The organism is Psychrobacter pasteurii (assembly GCF_900162815.1).
Taxonomy (GTDB): domain Bacteria; phylum Pseudomonadota; class Gammaproteobacteria; order Pseudomonadales; family Moraxellaceae; genus Psychrobacter; species Psychrobacter pasteurii.
In genome coordinates, this window is the sequence record NZ_FUGD01000066.1 from 1 (window position 1) to 19,790 (window position 19,790).

Genomic DNA, 19,790 nt, shown 5'->3' on the forward strand with positions numbered 1-19,790 from the left:
CGAAAGGTAGAGCAGGCTTGCGAATAAGAGGATGGGCTTGTGCTGAGTGTGGCACATGGCATGATAGAGATATCAATGCTGCTAAGAACATCCTTGCGGTCGGGCTTGACCGTCGAGATGTAGGAATCCCCTCGGTTTAGCGAGGGGAGGAAGTCAACTCCTTCTTTAATTAAATTAGTAATCATCTTAGAGAAACACTATGAGCAGCACACAACCCGCAGCCACTTCAGTCCGTCAGCGTGACTATCTTATCGCCCCATCTATCCTTTCAGCGGACTTTGCTCGCTTAGGAGAAGAGGTGGAGAATGTGCTTAAAGCTGGCGCTGATGTCATTCACTTTGATGTGATGGACAATCATTATGTGCCCAATTTAACTTTTGGTAGCATGATTTGTAAGGCGCTGCGAGATTATGGTGTGGATGCGCCTATTGATGTGCACCTTATGGTTTCTCCAGTAGACAGCATGATTGAGCAGTTTTTGGAAGCGGGAGCCAGTATCATTACGTTTCACCCAGAAGCCACCAATCACATAGACCGCTCGCTACAAATGATTAAAGATGGGGGCGCTGAGTGCGGGCTAGTATTAAACCCAGCAACGCCTCTGCATTATCTTGACTATGTCATGGACAAAGTAGACCAAATCTTATTAATGAGTGTTAACCCAGGTTTTGGTGGTCAGTCCTTTATTGAAGGTACTTTAGATAAAATCAAACAAGTGCGTGAGCGTATTGAGGCCAGCGGTCGTGATATTCGTTTAGAAGTAGATGGTGGGGTGAAAGCAAATAATATTAGGGCCATTGCTGAAGCAGGGGCAGATATGTTCGTAGCAGGCTCAGCGATTTTTAATCAGCCAGATTACAAGCAAGCGATTGATGCGATGCGTCATGAGTTAAGCCTTGTGGGTACGACTCAAGCGTAAGCTGTATCTAGCTCATTCATTAAAAGTTCACTCATTAAGTAAATATTAATGTGGTCAGTTTAATAGAGATACTATGACAAATAATAAGCCGATAGATTCTAATCTGGAAGGTGATCCGACTAGCCGTAGCGAAGGAAATACTACTTTTGAGGCTAAGCCTAGCTTGGTGCCTAAAGGGTTTACTATCGGCTTAGCTATTTTTTCAATTATTCTTAGTGTAGCTGGTTATGTGTTTCGCTATATTTATGGCGACTCTCTCACAGATATTTTGCGTCATGCTGCGGTATTGGTTCCGGCCTTCGTAATTGGTATCCCAGTGCTTTTTTGGTTGGGTGCGCTAATTATGAATAAGATTAAGGGAATGCATATTCAAAGACGCAATGCATTAACTTTGGGTTGGCTAATATCTTGTGTGACCATGCTGTGGCTGATGGGCACTTATAGCTAAAGTTTTGTTAGTTATATTTGGTTTGAATTTGAAGTCAGCCCATAACAAATACATAGAAAGGAACTCCTTTGTCAATTTTTGATCGCAATTCATTCTATTACCCTTATCCAGACAATATTCCAAAAGGATTGATTAAGACCTTGGTTGTGGTTTGCCTACTGATGGGGTTATCAGGACTACGCCAAGCAGAAGGCTGGCAAGGTTGGTTGGCTGTGTTTGAAAACTGGCTACTGATGTTGTTAATCTTTCCTACGGCTACTGCCGTTGTGGCCCTGCCTTTTAAATACCGTGACCCCAGTTTTGAGCTAAAGAATGCTTATTATTTAGGCATGTTTGTATCTTTACTATTTACCATAGCTAAATTACGTTACTGGCGTTAAATTGGCACTAAGCCAGATTTGGGACTGTGTGAAGTTTCTAAAACAGGATTATAAATAGCTAAAAACGGCCCTAAATGCTTACTTTAGATAGCTACTATTACAATTAGCCCTTGAAATTTGGGTCATTAGCGTCCATTGTTAATAAATACACGTATGCTATATGAGGTGAATAGGGCATGGTATTTGATTTTGAAAAAGACAACATTGATGTTGAAATTGACTCAGAGACTGGAGAGCGCAAGACTCGCCGAGGTCATGGATTCGCTCAAGAGACGATTCTAGAGTTGGTCGAAAACGATAAGGGTCAAATCGTCCTACGTGACTCAACAGAGTCTGAAGATCCTTTAGTAACCATTACTTTCTCAGAGAAAGTTAAAGAGATGCTAGACGGTGAGGCCCAGTATATTGGTCATAAAATGATTCATGCGGCGGTGCAGGCAGTTATGCAAAAGCAAGTCAGCCAGTGGCACGCGAACGTCTATGACGAAGAGCCTGAGCATTATAGCTAGGTGAATATAATCATTTTGAATGTAGTCAATTTGAATACAATTATTTTGGATATAATCATTTAAGACATAAAAAAGCGGGTTATCTTAGATAACCCGCTTTTTTTATGCTATTAAATCAAACAAATTATTTGATTTTAGCTTCTTTAAAGATAACGTGCTGGCGTACTTTTGGATCAAACTTTTTGATTTCCATTTTGCCAGGCATAGTACGTTTGTTTTTGGTAGTGGTGTAGAAGTAACCAGTACCAGCGGTAGATACTAACTTAATCTTGTCTCTCATGATGCATTCCTATTAATTTGTAAAGTAAGAGGGCTTAAAAAGCCTTCTAGTTAGTCGTTTAAAAGACTAAACTTTTTCACCTTTGGCACGTAAATCAGCAAGTACTTTATCAATACCGTGCTTATCGATGATACGCATACCTTTAGTAGAAACACGAAGACGAACAAAACGGTTTTCAGATTCTACCCAAAAACGATGGTTATGTAGATTTGGCAAAAAGCGACGACGGGTTCTGTTAAGCGCATGCGAAACATTGTTACCCACCTGAGGGCGCTTTCCTGTCACTTGACATACTCGAGACATGACGGACTCCTAATAAAGTTGTAAGGCAACTGGGTGACATGTCAATCATGTCGAGATAGTTGGTTGCCTTAACTACTCAAGATAACGAATCACAATGCGGCTATGGACACATAGGACTGCAACTTGAATAAAATGTTAACAGAAAGATAGTGGTCTTTGCCCTTTAATCGCCACAACAAGTAAAGGTTGACCAGGATAAATTTTTAAGGGCGTATTTATACCACATATACCCAGTTTTTTCAAATTAAATGTTTGTCTATTATCGCATAAATAATCCAAAACTTTAAGTCCCTAAAGATTAAAGAAGCATTTAACTGCTTTAAAACCAAGAAGTGATATAAAGTTTTCGCTATTAGCTGATAAATTTAGCTTAATAATTCAAGATTAACCAATGCAAATCGGCAAACATAAATTTAAAATATGCGGATGTCACGGCAAGATGTATCAATGCCATGTTAAAACCGGCTATTATAGCAGATATTATGCGGTAGGTTAGCAAAGTATGTTTTTAATTTTATTGGTTTGGTAATTAACTTTGTTAGGCTTCAATTTAGCACCTACTTTCGGCTCATAGGACTATCTTATACGATGGCAAATCCTTCTTCTTCACACCCTTCAGGTCAAGATAAACTCTCTTCTGGCAACGGTAATACTAAACCTTCTCAGGCGCTTACTACCACTCAGTCGCCTTATGCACTGATGGTAGTATTGTTGACGCTGTATTTCGCTCAAGGCTTGCCTTCTGGGTTTATCACTCAGGCACTCCCAGCTATCTTGCGTGAGTACGATGTGTCATTGGAGATGATTGGCCTATCGGGGCTATTATTGCTGCCTTGGGCGCTGAAATTTCTGTGGGCACCTGTGGTTGATAAGTATTTCATTGCTAAGTGGGGGCGCTCACGTAGTTGGATATTGCCCTTACAGCTTATATCTGCGGGGATAGTAGCCATAGTCGGCTTGTTTGATCCGCATCAGTTAAGCTCCTTGCACACTCTGTGGGCAATCTATGGGCTACTTTTTTTATTAAGTCTAATAGGAGCAACTCACGACGTTGCAGCGGATGGCTTGGCCACACGCTCATTAACTGGCTTGATACGCAATAACCCTTCATTGCCTGCGGTCAAAAATCCTTATCAAGGCATGGGCAATGCTGCACAAGTTATAGGCTACCGTATGGGGCTTATTTTGGGAGGTGGGGTATTGCTATTGGTATTAGGGCAGTGGTCTTGGCGTTATAGTTTTTTTGCTATGGCGGCGTTGATTTTGCTAAACACCTTACCGATTTGGCGTTATCCAGAAAGTAGACTTGCAGCAGCTACTCAGTCAAAGCCAACCCTCAAGTCTGTTACCGATCAAGACTTAGTCAGCCATGAGGTCAATCAACCTCAAGAGAGGTTGTCGCTGACTTCAGTGGCCGCTTATATCAAAAGTCAGTACGGTTATTTTTGGCAAAATACGCACATGCGGGCGTGGCTTGCAGTGTTATTGACCTTTAAAGTGGTGGACGGTATCTCTAGTGGTATGGTCAAGCCTATGATGGTAGATATGGGTATACCGACTTCTAGCATTGGGCTGTGGGCCAGTGTGCTAGGTTCTGCAGCGTCTTTGCTAGGGGCGGCCTTGGCGGCATTACTGTTAAAGAGAATGGCGCATCATAATGCGTTGCTGGTATTTAATGCTTTGCAAGTAGCTACCACGACCTTATATGTCATAGTGGCTGTCGGCTTTGAACATCCGAGCTGGTTGGGGTTATCTTTTGAAGGTCAGTCAGTACCTTTTTGGTGGGCTTACGCGGCCAATGCGATTGAACATTTGGCAGGGGCAATGGCGCTGGTTGCTATGCTAACTATGGTTATGCACTATGCCAGACACGACAAAGCGGGCAGTGACTTCACTACCCAGGTGTGTTTATTGACCGTATTTAGTGGCGGCGCACATTTAATCAGTGGCTTTATTGCTGCCCAGGTAGGTTATAGCGCCCACTTCTTAATTAGTGTGGGGGTAGGCTGCTTATGCTTATTACCGTTAATTTACTGGCGTAATAAGTTCATTAAGCAGCTATAAAGCTTTTTGAACTTTTTATCACCGGTCGCCGTAAAACCACCCACTTCAGGGGGTGGATATAAGGCGACACACACTGTCGTAAGAAGTCGTTAAAGGGTTGTAAGTTGAAATTAACCTCGGCATACTAAGTATATGAAAACCCTCAAGCTACGCATTAAAGACAAGCACATAAAAGAGCTGAATCAACTAAGCGGTTCGGTAAACTTTGTGTGGAACTATATTAATGCACTTTGCTTTGAGCATCTAAAACGTACTGGTAAGTTTTTTAGTGCTTATGATCTAAGTGAGTACACCAAAGGAAGTGGCGAGTATTTAGGGTTACACAGTCAGACCTTACAGGCTATCAATGAGACACACGCTAAATCACGTAAACAATTTAAGAAAGCCAAACTTAACTGGCGCACCAATCGTCCTGATGCCAAGCGTAAATCACTAGGTTGGATACCATTTAAAAAATCTGCTATCAAGTATTTGCAAACAAGGCAGACAGGTAAGAAGGCACTTAAATCAACCATACAGCTATCGCTATCTAAAGGTCAAAAGCTTATCATCGATGTATTCGATAGCTACAACCTAAGCCTATATCAGATAAACACTTTAGAGATAGTACAAGACAGTCGTAATCGTTGGTATGCGTGTATCACCGTTAAAGACCATCCTAAGCAAGTAAGTGGTAAGGGCAGCGTTGGAATTGATTTGGGCTTAAAAGAGTCTGCTACTACCTCAGTGGGTGATAAACTTACTATTAAGCAAACGCAAAAGTGGGCTAATAAATTAGCAGTAGCCCAGCGTGCTAACAATAAAAAACGTGTTAAAGCAATCCACGCCAAAATCAAAAACACAAGATTAGATTTAATCCATAAATTCACCACCAAGCTTGTTAAAGACAATGCCTTGATTGTGGTTGGTGATGTTAAGTCACGCTCATTTACAACTAAAAAAACCAACCTCGCTAAATCAACATACGATGCAGGTTGGTTTGAACTTAAACGACAACTGGAATACAAATGCAAGCATGCAGGTTGTCAGTTTGAGATCGTAAATGAGAGTTACACTACCCAGACCTGCTCGTACTGCCTTGAAATAAGTGACAGTAGTCCGAAAGGTAGAGCAGGCTTGCGAATAAGAGGATGGGCTTGTGCTGAGTGTGGCATATGGCATGATAGAGATATCAATGCTGCTAAGAACATCCTTGCGGTCGGGCTTGACCGTCTAGCTGTAGGAATCCCCTCTGTTTAGCGAGGGGAGGAGGTCAATAGATAAGATACAAAAAGACAAGGAGAATTGCTATGGCGGAATCGTCGAATGCCTTCGTGGAAGGTTTTAATACGTTTGTAAACTGGGGAAATGGGATTGTCTGGGGGAATGACTCCTGGTTAATCATGGATAATCCCTGGTATGGTCTATTGATTTTTGTGCTGATTGGAGTTGGTATCTTCTTTACGATAGCAACCCGTTTTGTACAGTTCCGTCAATTCGGTCATATGTGGAACTTGCTCCGTAGTTCCGGACAGGGTCGCAAAGATGGGGGTATCAGCTCTTTTGAAGCCCTGATGACCTCGCTTGCCGCCCGTGTTGGTACTGGTAACTTAGCCGGTGTCGCCATTGCCGTTTATATTGGTGGTCCTGGCGCGGTGTTCTGGATGTGGATTACCGCAATTTTAGGGATGTCGACCAGCTTTATTGAGTCAACTTTGGCTCAAGCATATAAAGTGCCTCATAACGATAACGTCTATCGCGGCGGCCCAGCTTATTATATCGAAAAAGGCTTAGGTCAGCGCTGGATGGCGATATTTTTCTCGTTGTGTCTATTGGTCGCCTTTGGTCTTGCGTTCAATGGGGTACAAGCTAATACTATCGCTCAAGCTACCCACCAAGCCTTTGGTGCGCCTACTTGGTTAACCGGCTTGGTTTTAGTAGTTTTAGTAGCCCCTGTGGTCTTTGGTGGTCTGCGCTCTGTAGCCCGAGTAGCGGGTAAAGTGGTTCCAGTCATGGCCATTTTATACATATTACTGGCACTATTTATTATCATCACCAACTTCACTCAGTTCCCAGCAGCGATTGTATTAATTGTGAAATCTGCCTTTGGTTTAGAGCAAGCTGCCGGTGGTGTATTGGGCTATGGTATCGCTCAAGCGATGATTAATGGTATCAAACGCGGTCTATTTTCGAACGAAGCGGGTATGGGTTCTGCGCCTAACGCTGCGGCGACAGCTAAGAGTCACCCTGACCACCCTGCAGTGCAAGGCTTTATGCAAATGCTGGGTGTATTCATTGATACCCTAGTAATTTGTACCGCGACTGCTTCTATCATCATTTTATCAGGAGTGGTTAGCGATCCAAATGTGGAGCAAGAAGGCATTCAATTGACCCAGTTGGCCTTATCTGAGTATGTGGGTGATATGGGGATTTACTTTATTGCCGTGGCCATCTTCTTCTTCGCTTTCACTTCAATCATTGCCAACTACAGCTATGGAGAGTCAAACTTAGAGTTTATCTCAGGTGAAAAAAGTGCCAAAGTAGCGATTATGATTTTCCGTCTCTTAGTATTGGGCATGGTATTTGTGGGTTCAATTGCAAGCTTACCTGCCATTTGGAACTTTGCTGACTTGTCGATGGGTTTAATGGCACTGACTAACTTAGTGGCCATTGTTATTTTGTCTCCAGTGGCGCTGCGTGTGTTACGAGACTATGAGCGTCAAATCAAAGAAGGCAAAACACCTGAGCAAATTACGTTTGATCCCGATCAATTCGTAAAATTAAAAAATGAAGCGAACCGTGATGCTTGGAAAGACTAGTTAATGTTGAAAACAATCCTTTAGATAATAAAAAACCCAGTCAATTGACTGGGTTTTTCTTTTAATATCAATAGCTTATACGCGACTACATGTTTGGATAGTTAGGACCGCCGCCACCTTCTGGTGTTACCCAAGTGATGTTCTGTGATGGGTCTTTAATATCACAGGTTTTACAATGCACACAGTTTTGAGCATTGATAACGAACTTAGCACCTTCTGCATCTTTCACAATTTCATACACGCCAGCTGGGCAATAACGCTGTGCAGGCTCTGCATAAATTGGTAAGTTCACAGTCACAGGAACCGTTGGGTCCGTTAACTTTAAGTGGCTTGGCTGATCTTCAGCATGATTGGTGTTTGAGATAAACACTGAAGACAGCTTATCAAAGGTTAACTTGCCATCTGGCTTCGGATAATCTGGCTTATAAGATGTGCTGGCCTTATCTAGATTATCGTAGTCAGGGGTAGTATCACGGATAGTTAGTGGCATTTTACCTTTAAGCAGGTTGTGCTCGATAAAGGTGAAAGCGCCGCCCATGAACAGACCCATACGGTGCATAGCTGGTGCAAAGTTACGGGCTGAGTAGTTATCTTCATATAACCAAGAATCTTTGAACATCTGGCTATAGGTTTCTACTTCATCATGCTGACGGCCTGATTGTAGCGCCGCAAAGATAGCTTCAGCAGCTAACATACCTGACTTCATTGAAGTGTGGGTACCTTTAATCTTAGCTGGGTTTAGGAAGCCAGCATCATCACCTACCAATACACCACCTGGGAAGGTTAGCTTAGGTAGTGAGTTTAGACCACCTTTGGTCAATGCACGAGCACCGTAAGACAGACGTTTACCGCCTTCTAATACTTCTTTGATAACTGGGTGTGTTTTTAGGCGCTGCATCTCATCAAATGGAGACATGTATGGGTTGTGGTAAGATAAATCTACCACTAGACCAAAGCTCACTTGGTTGTTTTCGTCGTGGTATAACCACCAACCACCAGAAGAGCCTGTTTCCGTTAATGGCCAGCCTAGACCGTGCATTACCACACCTGGCTCATGTTTGCTTGAGTCAATTTCCCAAAGCTCTTTGATACCGATACCATAATGTTGTGGATCGCTGTCTTTGTCTAAAGCAAAGCGGCTGATTAGACGCTTACCTAAGTGACCACGGCACCCTTCAGCGAAGATGGTGTATTTGGCATTTAGCTCATAGCCTGGCTCATAGCTTGGCTTTTGTGAACCATCAGCAGCCACACCCATATCGCCCGTTAATACACCACGTACTGAGCCGTCGTCATTATAAAGAACTTCAGAGGCAGGGAAGCCTGGGAACATCATAACTTCAAGCTCTTCAGCTTGCTCAGCCAACCAGCGAACTACGTTACCTAGCGATACGATGTAGTTGCCTTGGTTGTGCATAGGCGCAGGAATGATCGAGTCTGGAGTTCTGATAGAGCGGGTCGCTGAGTTTAAATAAAATACGCGGTCTTCAGTAACCGGCACATTTAAAGGAGCGCCTTTTTCTTTCCAATCCGGAATTAGCTCATCTAAAGCACGAGGTTCGATAACCGCACCAGATAAGGTGTGAGCACCAAACTCAGAGCCTTTTTCTACAACACAGACCATAAACTCATCTAGGCCAGCTTGTAGGGCGAGCTGACGGAGACGGATGGCTGCTGAAAGACCAGAGGGACCACCTCCAACAATCACGACATCAAAATCCATCGACTCACGTTCTATTTGTTCATCTTGCATTTTAAACTCCTTATAGCTGGCTAAATCATACCAACACCACACAATAATCGTCGGTGTGGACACTATTAATTTAATCGCTAGCAAACATTAATTTGAATACCTGTCAAATATACCCAATTGTGTAAAAATAAGCGACCACAGTCAGGTCTAAAAACTGGTTCTCATGATTTAAGCTGGCTGAAATATAAAAAAAGGGTTGCAGTTAGTTACCTATTATAAAATAAAAGTTAGATAAAGACGACACGATTTGTGACTCAGCCGTGGTAAAGTAACAATACCTACTATTTTAAGGTGATACTCTTGGTTCAAGAGGATATCAGTGGCAATAATACAAGGATATAATAACAATGTCGCATTCAGAGCAGCAACAAGTCACAATATCGAGCAGTTTAGACTCGCTTTCAGAGTTTATAAAGCAAGAAAGTAGTGATCGTCGTGGTCGCTCGATTCCCCCGCTTGATAAATGGTATCCTGAGCGTCAGGGTGAGATGGATATGGTAATTAAAGCTAATGGGGAATGGTGGCATGAGGGCGGCAGAGTTAGCCGTCAATCCTTGGTTGATTTGTTTGCCACCGTGCTGTGGAAAGAAGGCACTGATCAAGACCCCGAATACTATTTAAAGACTCCTGTCGAAAAAATCCGTATTACTGTAGAAGATGTACCTTTTTTAATCACTGAGGTCAATCTTATTGAGCAAAAAGAGCAAAATGACAGCCCTGTGATTGAGTTTATCACCAGTACAGGCGATGTGGTGCCTTTAGATGATGAGCATCCTCTTGAAATGAGAGAGTATCAAGGCGAACAAAGACCTTATATTGAAGTACGCTTTGGTATGAAAGGTCTTATCTCCCGTAATGTTCTGATGCATTTGATTAAACTGGGTGAATTGACTGAAGAGGCGGGTCAAACCAGTCTGACTCTGCGCAGTGGCGGCAAAGCCTACTCAGTGACTGTTGAAAATTAATTGCTAGTTTCTTATTGTAAATCAGGCCAGCGTAGATAACGACTGCGCTGGCTTTGATGCTGTAAATTGGTACCTAAGCCATGGCAACCCAAGCAACACCTATTCCTTCCTCCCCATCCATTAAAATGGACAGCGCTCCCATTGGTATTTTTGACTCTGGGGTAGGCGGCTTATCGGTTTATCTTCATTTAAAGCAGCAACTTCCAGATGAGCAGTATCTATATTATGCCGATACGCTAAATGTGCCGTATGGGCCAAGGTCTAGTGCGGAGATTAAAGAGCTGACATTAATTGCGGTGGACTGGTTGGTGCAGTCAGGGTGTAAGCTTATTGTTATTGCTTGCAACAGTGCTTCGGCGCATGCCTTGCAGTTGGCGAGACACAAATATCCTCATATTCCCATTGTGGGCTTAGTGCCTGCACTAAAGCCTGCGGTGCTAAATAGTAACAGTAAAAGTGTGGCGGTTTTGGCCACCAAGGCAACTTTAGATGGCGAGCTGTTAAACACGGTTATCAGTGATTACGCCCTGCCGGCACAGGTCAATGTGGTCAAGTGGTTTGACCCCAATCTGGTACCTTGGGTAGAGGCTGGCATGCCCATTCAAAGTGAAACGCCAGAGCGATTAAAAGCACAGCTTAAAAACTTTGCTCAACAAAAAGTGGATCACTTGGTGCTAGGCTGTACGCACTATCCTTTCTTTCGAGAGTTTGTTATGTCGCAGATTGCCGATGAGAACTTGGGAATTAAGGTAGTAGATTCAGGAGCTGCCATTGCAGCTAGGGTTAAAACTTTACTGCAGCAGTCACAGTCTTTGGCAGCTTCAAAGCAAGTAGAGGCCTCAAACGAAAGCTTATATATTGGCCATAGCGACCAAGAACGAGATGACCTTAGTTTGGCTCAGTCCACGCTGTCCTTTTTTGTTTCGGACCCCAAAGCCGATTTGGCAGAGGTTTCAAAACTCGTTAATCGATTGATTCATCGCTAATAGCTTTTTATTAGGGTCAGTTATGTCATAGAGGTCAGTTATTTGCCATTAATTGAGTAAAGAGTGAGGCAGGCGAGTTACCCAAAGCTTGTCTTGTTAATATAAAGCATACGAGTTTAGTTTGTGCAATACCCAAGCTTGAAGTAGAATTTAAAGATATAAATAGATAGATTAGTGTGTAGTGACCCTTCGTGGTCTAAGGAAAATAATATGACAAACAGTAATGACCATAAATTAAAAGATGAAATCAATCATTTAGAAGAAGCGATGCATGATGCGGATCAGTTTCATACGCTTGAAGAGCAAGTAGCGGATATGAAGCGTCGTGGCATTGACCCAAGCAGTGCTTATAAAAAGTGGGACGATGACAAAGATGAAGATGATGATTGGGGTGATAAGACTTGGAAAGAAAACGGTAAGTGGGAACCTAAGACCCCAGCTGACTTAGACAAAAAAGCTCAAGAAGAGTGGGACGGTGAGAACGGTAAGCCAAATCCACCACCAATTGTTTAAGGTAGGGTTTCAAGCAACAATTTGAAAAGCTTCGATTTCGCTCAATTAGTATAGATTAGTTAGTAACAGTCGATACAGAGCAAAAAGGCCACGCAATTGCGTGGCCTTTTTTATGACTAGCTGACATTAAAATTACTGACCGGTATCGGTACGGATGATACGAATGGTGCCATCACTTGAAGTTGTTTTGCGAGCGCCATCTTGTTGCTGAATCAGACGGCTGATACTGTCGCTGTTATGCTGAGTATTTCGCTGGTTTTGCTGATAGCTTGGCTGTGAAGATATACCTTGATCGCCACTAATTAAGCGATAGAACTTCTGACCCGCACGACCGTCGGCAGGGAATACACCCTTACTGGTCTGGTACTGCTGAATGGCTTTACGTGTGTTGTCACCAATAATACCGTCAACTGCGCCAATATCATAACCAGCATTAATTAAAGCTTGCTGAATGTCTTTGGCTTGCTGACGGCTGATACCTGGATCGTCCGTTGGCCAAGCGGTAATGAAGTCGGTCTTGCTGCTGTCCTCTTTAGTAATCAAATCAGACAAATGAGCAATGGCTAACGCATAGTTCTCTGATGCGTTATAAGAGTAGAAGGTATCAAAGTTTTTACCCACTAAGAAGGCAGGGCCATCTAGACCAGCAGGCAATAATAAACCAGCACTGCTTAAGTCATAAGGTAATGGGCGACCATCGGCTAGGGTAAAGCCTTTATCACGCCAGTAGCTCATAGACTTCTTGTTTTTTCGGCTGTTGCTGCCCCAGAAGCCTGAAGGGATTTTTACTTCGTAGCCCCAAGGTTCACCACTACGATAACCACGTTTTTTTAGGAAGTTGGCTGTAGAAGCTAGAGCGTCAGGCTTACTGTTTACTAGGTCACGACGGCCATCGCCATCGAAATCAACAGCTAAGTCAAGGAAAGTGCCTGGCATGAATTGCGTCTGACCAAACGCACCTGCCCAAGAACCTTTCATATCACTGGCTGCAATATCGCCATTTTGTACGATTTTTAACGCATTGGCGTATTCACCACGGAAATAAGACTGGCGACGATCAAAGCAAGACAAGGTCGCTAATGACTGGAATAAGTCTTTTTTACCCAAAGTCTGACCGAAGTTAGATTCTACACCCCACACCCCAAGGACATGTTCAGCCTTTACGCCATAACGGGCTTCGATACGGCGTAGAGTATCAGCCATTTCATGTTTGGCGCGAATACCATCTTCCACACGCTCTTTATCAACCAATGAAGATAAATAGTCCCACACATCTTTTTGGAACTCTGGCTGATAGTTCAAAGATTGAATAACGCTTGGATCAGGCTCGCTTGGGCGGTAGTTTTCAAAAGTAGAGCTACTTACACCACGGAAAGTGCTTGAGTTTTTTAGCCCATTTAAACACTGCTGGAATTGAGAATTAGAAAGATAAGGCGCCTCTGGGGCAGCTTGAGCACTAGTCGCAGCCAGAGACAAGCCAATGGCCGTAGACAAGGCGGCAACTAGACGGGTATGCAGCATAAATTAAATCCTTAGTGTTGTTTATAAAATGAGGAATAGACAGAAGGTAAAAGCCAATTAAATATAAAATTTTCAGCAAGTTGTCAGCTTCATAAGGGTGCCAAAAAGCAGCCTATAAAGCGCTTCATATTAGAGTAACCAAAATAAAGATTAAAGAAAAGCTGTGAGCAAGTTTGGTTACCATAAGAAAACGTGTAGCAAGGGTTGGGGTAAGGTAGGGGTAAATAATTAGAAAAACAATGAGAAAAACGAATTGTAAATCTGGGCATAAATCTAAAGCAGACCATATTAAATATGGTCTGCTTTGACAAAGCGTGCTTATGACGGTGAGGGGATCAAATAGCCACTAAAAAAGCCAGCTAGAAGAAAGCAAGGTGCATAATCTCTACACTAAGCTCATGACTTTCACCTGGCGTTAAGCTAACGGTATCCAAGTGGGCATTGGCAGTTTCTACACACAGCATTTTCTTATAATCCTCTGCGCCAAACTGAGAAATCTCATGGGCCTTAGTGTGCCAAGGATTCCAAATCACGGTGCTATTACTGCCTTTGCTTTCGATATGAGGGAGGCTTGCTCGTGGTTCAACTACGATTAATGCAGGGGCAGCATGGTAGATGCGATCGACGCCTTCGCTAAAAGTCACCTCACCTTGCTGGATTTTGGTAATCCAGTTGTCCAAGGCATCGGAATAGGTTACCTGATCAAGGCCCTTAATTGTAGTTTGCTCAATATCGCCGGTAGGCAAATAGGTATGCAGTGCCTGCGAGAAGTGAACGGTCTCATCGCTGTGGTTAGTCGTGGTTAACGCAATACTAAAGCTGTAAGAGCTAAATAAGAACTTCACCTGTAGGCCAAGTTTAGGGTGAAAATCCTCTAGCTCAGGCAGGCTTAAAGTTAAGCTTGAGAAGTGTTCTAATCTTCGATTTACATGCAGCGGGTTAAATAGGTTGACATCAAAGATTTGATTACGAGCAAAACCATGCTGCTTTAAATCAAAGCGGCAATTCGCAAAGCTGTCCTTGACCTGTTGTGGGTTGGCCTCAAATTGGCCGAAGACGGGCCAACATATCGGTACGCCGCCTCGTACGGAATCACCCACTTTGTATTCTGCTTTGTCGCTTACCCATAGCCAGTTATCAGGTTCAGTACGGGTTGAGAAATGAATCAGTTGTGCCCCTTGCAATAATACAGTGGCCGTATAGTCAGGGGAGGTAATGGTCAGCGCATCCAGCTCATCAATTTTGCTGTGTTTTAAAGTCGGTAACAAGTCGTATCCTTGGTAGAATAAAGTGGAAAATACTAGTGAGGCACTAACTGCCAGGCTAAATTTAGAAAGGGATTGCCCTCACTATTTACTTGCTGCGTCTCATAAGCTTCAACTAGGCTAATATCATAAGCCTGCTGATAGTAGTCGTATATCTGCTGGCTAGGAATAAGAAACGGAGGACCTGAATACTTGGCATACTCAGCTTCATCGACGCCACTTAATCCAAAGCTTAATAAAAGCTGCTGCGCTTTAGGGGCAAGCTTTATAAGCTGCTGCGAGTAGCGTACCCGTAGCGAATCCTCAGAGCCATCATCGGGTAAAGCCACTAGTGCAGCTCGGTCATAAATGGCATCAACTGGGCCTAGATCTTGCGACGTCAATTCAAAGATATCTCCGACCCATAGGGTAATTGTCTGTGAATTGAGGTGGCCTTGATAGTATTTAAGATTAGGCGTAGTTGGGTGTTCAACTACTGTGGGCTGTATTTGATGCTCTTCAAAGAACTGCTCAACCGCAAGCTCGACCAGCTCCACTCCGACCACATCACAGCCTTGGTCGGCTAGCCAAACCATGTCAATGCTTTTGCCACATAGCGGCACAAAGAAGCAGCTGTTTGGGGGCAGCTGCAATGCAGAAAAGTGCTTCATTAACAAAGTGTTGGGTTTGGATTGATTAAAGCCTACCTTATTACTTTGCCATTTATTTTGCCAAAAGTTCGGTTCCATGAATTTTCTCTATTGCTAGTGCGAAAGCTTATATCCAAAAGACTGGTATCCAAAAGATTGGGGTTAGACCAAATACTCCTTAAACTCTTTACGCAGTTTAGATAACTTTGGGGGAATAACCGCTGAGCAGTAGCCTTGTTGTGGGTTTTTGTTATAAAAGTTTTGATGGTACTCTTCTGCAACAAAAAACTCGCTGGCAGGATGAACCTCAGTGACCACACCGATTCCCATATTACGTAGCTTATTGATAGTACGGTCAACGGTTGGCTTTTGGGCGGCTTCATCGGTATAGAAAACCACAGAGCGATATTGGCTGCCCACATCGTTGCCTTGGCGGTCTTTGGTAGTGGGGTCATGGGTAGTAAAAAAGATGTCTAAAATTACTTCTAACGGAATAACTGTGTCATCAAATTCAACTTTAATAACTTCAATATGACCAGTATTGCCACTACATACGGCATCATAGTTTGCGGTTGCAGCATCGCCACCCATATAGCCTGAAGTGACCTTTTGAACGCCTTTTACCGACTGGAATACTGATTCGGTACACCAAAAGCAGCCGCCACCAAGAATAATTGTTTGCATTTTATTGTCCTTTTTATTTATAAAAATGTATTTATGACTATTTAATTTAGGTCTTAAATTTTATCAGGCTAGTGTAGCGCTATAAGTAACAAACAGTAATGATATAATACAACATATTCTATCTTCATCACGCCATTCATTTTGGCCCACTAAGCCGCCGCTACCGATAAGTGAGTTTGTATGTCAAATCCTGCCACCACCGATTCTGCTGTTGTCTATGATAACGTATTCACAACGCCACTAGATAAAGCGGCGCGCTTTTCATTTGATGAGCAAGTGGTGGCCTGCTTTCCTGATATGATTCGCCGCAGTGTGCCAGGCTATGGTCAGATGCTAGCGATGCTTCCGATATTTGCTAAGCGTCATTGTCAGGCAGGTCAAGTCAACTCTGAAGGCAAGCGTGTCAGCCGAGTGTATGACTTGGGCTGCTCGCTAGGCGGCGCCACCATGGCACTGCTAAATGAAAAAGGCGGCTTTGGTAAAGAAGAGCTGCAAATCAAAGCAGTGGATATCTCGCCGGCCATGACTCAAAAGGCTGAAGTACTGCTACAAGAAAACTATCCAGAGCATGATATTGAAGTGATTACTGCTGACATTCGCGGGTTTGAGCTTGAGCCGTGCGACATGGTGATTTTAAACCTTACCTTACAGTTTTTACCCCCAGAAGACCGCACTCAAGTACTACAAAATATTTATAACGCTTTAAATGACGGCGGTATTTTAGTATTGACCGAAAAGACCCACACCGGTGATGAGCAAGATGATGCCTGGTTGGTTGAGCGCTATTATGACTTTAAACGTGCCAATGGCTACAGTGAGCTTGAGATTAGTGGGAAACGTAATGCATTAGAAAACGTGCTAATTACCGATACTTTAGATCAGCACCATCAGCGCTTATCTGAAGTGGGCTTTAACCGTAGTTTGACTTGGTTCCAGTTCTTAAACTTTGCTTCTATGATTGCTTTTAAATAGGGCTGATTTAGTATTTCAGGTTATCCAAGCAAGAAGTTGATGTGCTAGTTGCTTTTGCCAATTAGCACAATGCCACTTTCAATTTCAGGCACAGCAGCATACCTTTTATAATAGGCATCTTAATAGCAGTCACTTTAACAATAATCACCTTAACAACACTCACCCCACATTCAAACACATAACGAACCTTCTATGACCAATAAAACCATCGAAACCGCAGAACGTGAGCTGTACCTTGCGCTAATTCAGCGTGCCCAATATCGCCCCATTGCAACCCAGTGGTTGGCTAACCTGCCGCAGTGGTTAAGTGACATCAAAGATAAGCGTAAATATGCGCACGCGCCGGCTTACTTATCTTCAGTGGAAAATTTGCCGCAGCTAGATATAAAAAATGTGGATTTAAACAGTGATGTCTTAACCATTGATACTCAGTTAACCGAGGGTCAAAACAAACAGATTACTGCCTTGATGAAGCAGTTAATGCCATGGCGCAAGGGGCCGTTTCAGATTGGCATCGGTGATAATAAGGTGTTTATTGATACCGAATGGCACAGTGACTGGAAGTGGAACCGAGTCGCGCCACATTTGGGTACGCTTGAAGGCCGCTATGTCTTAGATGTGGGCGGCGGCTCAGGCTATCACGGCTGGCGTATGGCGGGTGCGGGCGCAAAGCAGGTGATTATTATTGATCCGTCCTGCCTGTTTTATCATCAGTTTATGGCGATTCGCCATTTTGTGGCGGGTTTTGATGCCGATACCGATGACGATAAGACTGGCGTTGGCTATCGTACCCACTATATTCCAGTAGGCTTGGAGGAGTTGCCATCAAGCTCAGACCAAGGCAATCAGCTGTTTGATACCGTATTCTGTATGGGGGTGTTGTATCACCGGCAGTCACCGTTTGAGCATTTGCACCAGCTTAGAAACCAACTGATTAAAGGTGGACAGTTGGTATTAGAGACCTTGGTGGTTGAGGGCGATAAAAATACGGTGCTAGTGCCACACGACAGATACGCCAAAATGAATAACGTTTATTTCTTACCCTCTGTGGCGGCGTTAACGGGCTGGCTAGAGAAGGTGGGCTTTAGCGATGTGAAATGCGTGGATATTGACATAACCTCAACGGAGGAGCAGCGTGCTACAGATTGGATGACTTATCAATCGCTTAAAGACTTCTTGGATCCAAATGATCCAACCAAGACTATCGAGGGTTATCCAGCACCGATGAGAGCGACGTTGATAGCGACGAAGTAATGAGTCGTTAGCTTACTTAAATTCAACTATTTTTCTTAATTTAAAAGCCTACATTAGTTATGATAATAGTCACAACCAATGTAGGCTTTTCGCTTTAGATTTTCGGCATTTTTCTCACACTATCTAGGCAGGTTAACCATATCATGACGATGATTAACGGTAAAAAACGATTTAGTATAGGTTTGATGGGTCTAATGATGTTGATTGCTGCGCCTGCTTTGGCATCGGATGCTTATGGCAATCCTTTTGAGGACAGTGGCTTTGTCAATCAAGACTGGCAAGTGGTTTGTGATAATACGTTGACTTGCCGTGCTGCGGGTTATGCTGATGAAAACGCTTATGAGATGCCAGCGTCGATTCTAATTACTGCTAACCCGAAAGAACAAGTGAAGACGGCAGAGATACAACTGCCACCAGAAGTATCATCAGCTGATGAATATGATGTTGAGCTTTGGCTGAATGATAAGTTTTTTGGTCAATTGACAGCTGGCCCACAAGGTACTTATGAGCTGAACGAAAAGCAAGCACTATCATTATTTAAGCGCGCGCAACAAAACACTAAAATTGAGATTGCTGTCGTATCAGATATAGGCAGTGATCGATGGCAAATCAGTGATAAGGGCATGGCGTCTGTATTACTTAAACTCGACGAGGTTCAGGGTAGAGTCGGCACTCCTTTAGCCTTAGTGAGTGAAAAGGTAAGTATAAACAATCACAATCGCCAAACACCAAAAAGTTTGAAGTCTAAACCAATTATCAAAAGGGGATATGCCTATCCTGATAAGCTTAATAAAAAGTTAGATGCAAAAACATCCGCATACTTTCAAACTAATATGGATAAATGGGTAAAATCTAGTATTAATCGAGATGATGTATCAGAGTGTGATGCGTTAAGTGGTGATAATTCCTGGTATGACGATACGGACAGCAGAAAGTGGACATTTCAGCCCATTAACCAGCGGTACACGCTTGCAGAGCATCTATGCTGGCGTGGTGCTTATAACACAGGTTTTGGATACTGGGTTATAGACAACAAGCAACCAAGCCAGCCAACATTAATCACCACAAAGGGTAGCGGTTATACAGACGGTGAAATCTTAGCTGCCCATAAAGGTCGCGGCTTGGGGGATTGCTGGGGGATAGAAAGATGGCAGTGGAATGGAGAAAACTTCGTTCGATCGTATAAGGCAACAAGAGGCTTGTGCCGTAGCTTTGCAGGTGGCGCGTGGGAGTTACCCACGTATGTGAGTGAGGTTGTTGAGCCTAAATAATGAGGGTTACAAACAGTAACTACAAACCCACCTAAGCCTACCTATAATTACTCACTATGAGTAAATTATCAAGCATAAAACAAGCAGCTAATCAGTTAGGCGTTTCCGTCTCAACTCTACGAAGATGGGTTGAGACAGGTGTGCTTGTCGCCCAAAGAACACCCAAAGGTCATCGTCGGTACGACTTATCTAAAATAAACCCAAACCTGACTCGTAATAAGGTGGAGCAACAACGCAAAACCATAGCTTACGCTCGTGTATCGAGTCATGACCAAA

General features: G+C 43.3%; 22 protein-coding genes. 15 read left to right on the top strand and 7 right to left on the bottom strand.

The window, feature by feature from the left end:
• The 5 genes from A1232T_RS04790 to A1232T_RS04810 all read left to right on the top strand — a co-directional run.
• On the top strand, positions 1 to 140 hold a 140-nt coding region (locus A1232T_RS04790), incomplete at its 5' end, for a zinc ribbon domain-containing protein (protein WP_143513950.1).
• Positions 141 to 199: 59 nt separating this feature from the next.
• Positions 200 to 919 (top strand): ribulose-phosphate 3-epimerase, encoded by a 720-nt coding sequence (gene rpe, locus A1232T_RS04795; RefSeq protein ID WP_077448325.1) that lies wholly within the window; start codon positions 200 to 202, stop codon positions 917 to 919.
• A 73-nt stretch (positions 920 to 992) separates the two neighbouring features.
• On the top strand, positions 993 to 1,367 hold the full coding sequence (locus A1232T_RS04800; protein WP_244152380.1) for a hypothetical protein: 375 nt from the start codon (positions 993 to 995) through the stop codon (positions 1,365 to 1,367).
• A gap of 68 nt (positions 1,368 to 1,435) precedes the next feature.
• Positions 1,436 to 1,747 (top strand): hypothetical protein, encoded by a 312-nt coding sequence (locus A1232T_RS04805; protein WP_077448327.1) that lies wholly within the window; start codon positions 1,436 to 1,438, stop codon positions 1,745 to 1,747.
• 176 nt (positions 1,748 to 1,923) lie between these two features.
• Positions 1,924 to 2,256 (top strand): hypothetical protein, encoded by a 333-nt coding sequence (locus tag A1232T_RS04810; RefSeq protein WP_077448329.1) that lies wholly within the window; start codon positions 1,924 to 1,926, stop codon positions 2,254 to 2,256.
• A 124-nt stretch (positions 2,257 to 2,380) separates the two neighbouring features.
• Here A1232T_RS04810 and rpmG read toward each other — a convergent pair whose 3' ends face one another.
• Both rpmG and rpmB read right to left on the bottom strand, forming a co-directional pair.
• Positions 2,381 to 2,536, bottom strand: coding sequence for a 50S ribosomal protein L33 (gene rpmG, locus A1232T_RS04815; RefSeq protein WP_007394061.1), 156 nt, complete (start codon positions 2,534 to 2,536; stop codon positions 2,381 to 2,383).
• Positions 2,537 to 2,602: 66 nt separating this feature from the next.
• On the bottom strand, positions 2,603 to 2,839 hold the full coding sequence (gene rpmB / locus A1232T_RS04820) for a 50S ribosomal protein L28 (protein ID WP_007394060.1): 237 nt from the start codon (positions 2,837 to 2,839) through the stop codon (positions 2,603 to 2,605).
• Positions 2,840 to 3,427: 588 nt separating this feature from the next.
• Between rpmB and A1232T_RS04825 the strand changes: the two genes are divergently transcribed.
• The 3 genes from A1232T_RS04825 (at position 3,428) to A1232T_RS04835 (ending at position 7,701) form a co-directional block, all read left to right on the top strand.
• A complete protein-coding gene (locus A1232T_RS04825) occupies positions 3,428 to 4,903 on the top strand; it encodes an MFS transporter (protein WP_077448331.1) in 1,476 nt (491 codons plus the stop codon).
• Between the two features lie 132 nt (positions 4,904 to 5,035).
• Positions 5,036 to 6,142: an RNA-guided endonuclease InsQ/TnpB family protein gene (locus A1232T_RS04830; RefSeq protein ID WP_077448333.1), complete on the top strand. Its 1,107-nt coding sequence runs from the start codon at positions 5,036 to 5,038 to the stop codon at positions 6,140 to 6,142.
• Positions 6,143 to 6,285: 143 nt separating this feature from the next.
• A complete protein-coding gene (locus A1232T_RS04835) occupies positions 6,286 to 7,701 on the top strand; it encodes an alanine/glycine:cation symporter family protein (protein ID WP_244152382.1) in 1,416 nt (471 codons plus the stop codon).
• A gap of 85 nt (positions 7,702 to 7,786) precedes the next feature.
• Here A1232T_RS04835 and A1232T_RS04840 read toward each other — a convergent pair whose 3' ends face one another.
• Entirely contained in the window at positions 7,787 to 9,454 is a 1,668-nt protein-coding gene (locus A1232T_RS04840; RefSeq protein ID WP_077448337.1) for an electron transfer flavoprotein-ubiquinone oxidoreductase, read from the bottom strand.
• Positions 9,455 to 9,801: 347 nt separating this feature from the next.
• Between A1232T_RS04840 and A1232T_RS04845 the strand changes: the two genes are divergently transcribed.
• From A1232T_RS04845 to A1232T_RS04855, 3 genes are all read left to right on the top strand, one after another.
• Positions 9,802 to 10,419: a DUF1285 domain-containing protein gene (locus tag A1232T_RS04845; RefSeq protein WP_077448338.1), complete on the top strand. Its 618-nt coding sequence runs from the start codon at positions 9,802 to 9,804 to the stop codon at positions 10,417 to 10,419.
• 80 nt (positions 10,420 to 10,499) lie between these two features.
• A complete protein-coding gene (gene murI / locus A1232T_RS04850; RefSeq protein ID WP_077448340.1) occupies positions 10,500 to 11,405 on the top strand; it encodes a glutamate racemase in 906 nt (301 codons plus the stop codon).
• 210 nt (positions 11,406 to 11,615) lie between these two features.
• Complete coding sequence (locus A1232T_RS04855; protein WP_077448342.1) at positions 11,616 to 11,918, top strand: hypothetical protein; 303 nt, start codon at positions 11,616 to 11,618, stop codon at positions 11,916 to 11,918.
• A gap of 132 nt (positions 11,919 to 12,050) precedes the next feature.
• Here A1232T_RS04855 and A1232T_RS04860 read toward each other — a convergent pair whose 3' ends face one another.
• From A1232T_RS04860 to msrA, 4 genes are all read right to left on the bottom strand, one after another.
• On the bottom strand, positions 12,051 to 13,439 hold the full coding sequence (locus tag A1232T_RS04860) for a lytic murein transglycosylase (protein WP_077448344.1): 1,389 nt from the start codon (positions 13,437 to 13,439) through the stop codon (positions 12,051 to 12,053).
• Positions 13,440 to 13,798: 359 nt separating this feature from the next.
• Complete coding sequence (locus A1232T_RS04865; RefSeq protein WP_077448346.1) at positions 13,799 to 14,707, bottom strand: D-hexose-6-phosphate mutarotase; 909 nt, start codon at positions 14,705 to 14,707, stop codon at positions 13,799 to 13,801.
• Positions 14,708 to 14,739: 32 nt separating this feature from the next.
• Positions 14,740 to 15,432: a class I SAM-dependent methyltransferase gene (locus tag A1232T_RS04870; protein WP_077448348.1), complete on the bottom strand. Its 693-nt coding sequence runs from the start codon at positions 15,430 to 15,432 to the stop codon at positions 14,740 to 14,742.
• A gap of 63 nt (positions 15,433 to 15,495) precedes the next feature.
• Positions 15,496 to 16,017, bottom strand: coding sequence for a peptide-methionine (S)-S-oxide reductase MsrA (gene msrA, locus A1232T_RS04875; RefSeq protein WP_077448350.1), 522 nt, complete (start codon positions 16,015 to 16,017; stop codon positions 15,496 to 15,498).
• Positions 16,018 to 16,197: 180 nt separating this feature from the next.
• Between msrA and cmoA the strand changes: the two genes are divergently transcribed.
• The 4 genes from cmoA to A1232T_RS04895 form a co-directional block, all read left to right on the top strand.
• On the top strand, positions 16,198 to 16,989 hold the full coding sequence (gene cmoA, locus A1232T_RS04880) for a carboxy-S-adenosyl-L-methionine synthase CmoA (RefSeq protein WP_077448352.1): 792 nt from the start codon (positions 16,198 to 16,200) through the stop codon (positions 16,987 to 16,989).
• 192 nt (positions 16,990 to 17,181) lie between these two features.
• The gene (cmoB, locus tag A1232T_RS04885; protein ID WP_077448353.1) at positions 17,182 to 18,243 is read left to right on the top strand and encodes a tRNA 5-methoxyuridine(34)/uridine 5-oxyacetic acid(34) synthase CmoB; all 1,062 of its coding nucleotides are present in this window, start codon (positions 17,182 to 17,184) and stop codon (positions 18,241 to 18,243) included.
• 143 nt (positions 18,244 to 18,386) lie between these two features.
• The gene (locus A1232T_RS04890; RefSeq protein WP_244152381.1) at positions 18,387 to 19,514 is read left to right on the top strand and encodes a DUF1176 domain-containing protein; all 1,128 of its coding nucleotides are present in this window, start codon (positions 18,387 to 18,389) and stop codon (positions 19,512 to 19,514) included.
• 56 nt (positions 19,515 to 19,570) lie between these two features.
• On the top strand, positions 19,571 to 19,790 hold a 220-nt coding region (locus A1232T_RS04895; protein WP_143513951.1), incomplete at its 3' end, for a MerR family DNA-binding transcriptional regulator.

What these genes read in the sequence shown, in the direction of transcription:
- rpe (WP_077448325.1), top strand. Translation starts at nt 200, where the DNA reads ATGAGCAGCACACAACCCGCAGCCACTTCAGTCCGTCAGCGTGACTAT.
- A1232T_RS04800 (WP_244152380.1), top strand. Translation starts at nt 993, where the DNA reads ATGACAAATAATAAGCCGATAGATTCTAATCTGGAAGGTGATCCGACT.
- A1232T_RS04810 (WP_077448329.1), top strand. Translation starts at nt 1,924, where the DNA reads ATGGTATTTGATTTTGAAAAAGACAACATTGATGTTGAAATTGACTCA.
- rpmG (WP_007394061.1), bottom strand. Translation starts at nt 2,536, where the DNA reads ATGAGAGACAAGATTAAGTTAGTATCTACCGCTGGTACTGGTTACTTC.
- rpmB (WP_007394060.1), bottom strand. Translation starts at nt 2,839, where the DNA reads ATGTCTCGAGTATGTCAAGTGACAGGAAAGCGCCCTCAGGTGGGTAAC.
- A1232T_RS04825 (WP_077448331.1), top strand. Translation starts at nt 3,428, where the DNA reads ATGGCAAATCCTTCTTCTTCACACCCTTCAGGTCAAGATAAACTCTCT.
- A1232T_RS04830 (WP_077448333.1), top strand. Translation starts at nt 5,036, where the DNA reads ATGAAAACCCTCAAGCTACGCATTAAAGACAAGCACATAAAAGAGCTG.
- A1232T_RS04835 (WP_244152382.1), top strand. Translation starts at nt 6,286, where the DNA reads ATGGATAATCCCTGGTATGGTCTATTGATTTTTGTGCTGATTGGAGTT.
- A1232T_RS04840 (WP_077448337.1), bottom strand. Translation starts at nt 9,454, where the DNA reads ATGCAAGATGAACAAATAGAACGTGAGTCGATGGATTTTGATGTCGTG.
- A1232T_RS04845 (WP_077448338.1), top strand. Translation starts at nt 9,802, where the DNA reads ATGTCGCATTCAGAGCAGCAACAAGTCACAATATCGAGCAGTTTAGAC.
- murI (WP_077448340.1), top strand. Translation starts at nt 10,500, where the DNA reads ATGGCAACCCAAGCAACACCTATTCCTTCCTCCCCATCCATTAAAATG.
- A1232T_RS04855 (WP_077448342.1), top strand. Translation starts at nt 11,616, where the DNA reads ATGACAAACAGTAATGACCATAAATTAAAAGATGAAATCAATCATTTA.
- A1232T_RS04860 (WP_077448344.1), bottom strand. Translation starts at nt 13,439, where the DNA reads ATGCTGCATACCCGTCTAGTTGCCGCCTTGTCTACGGCCATTGGCTTG.
- A1232T_RS04870 (WP_077448348.1), bottom strand. Translation starts at nt 15,432, where the DNA reads ATGGAACCGAACTTTTGGCAAAATAAATGGCAAAGTAATAAGGTAGGC.
- msrA (WP_077448350.1), bottom strand. Translation starts at nt 16,017, where the DNA reads ATGCAAACAATTATTCTTGGTGGCGGCTGCTTTTGGTGTACCGAATCA.
- cmoA (WP_077448352.1), top strand. Translation starts at nt 16,198, where the DNA reads ATGTCAAATCCTGCCACCACCGATTCTGCTGTTGTCTATGATAACGTA.
- cmoB (WP_077448353.1), top strand. Translation starts at nt 17,182, where the DNA reads ATGACCAATAAAACCATCGAAACCGCAGAACGTGAGCTGTACCTTGCG.
- A1232T_RS04890 (WP_244152381.1), top strand. Translation starts at nt 18,387, where the DNA reads ATGACGATGATTAACGGTAAAAAACGATTTAGTATAGGTTTGATGGGT.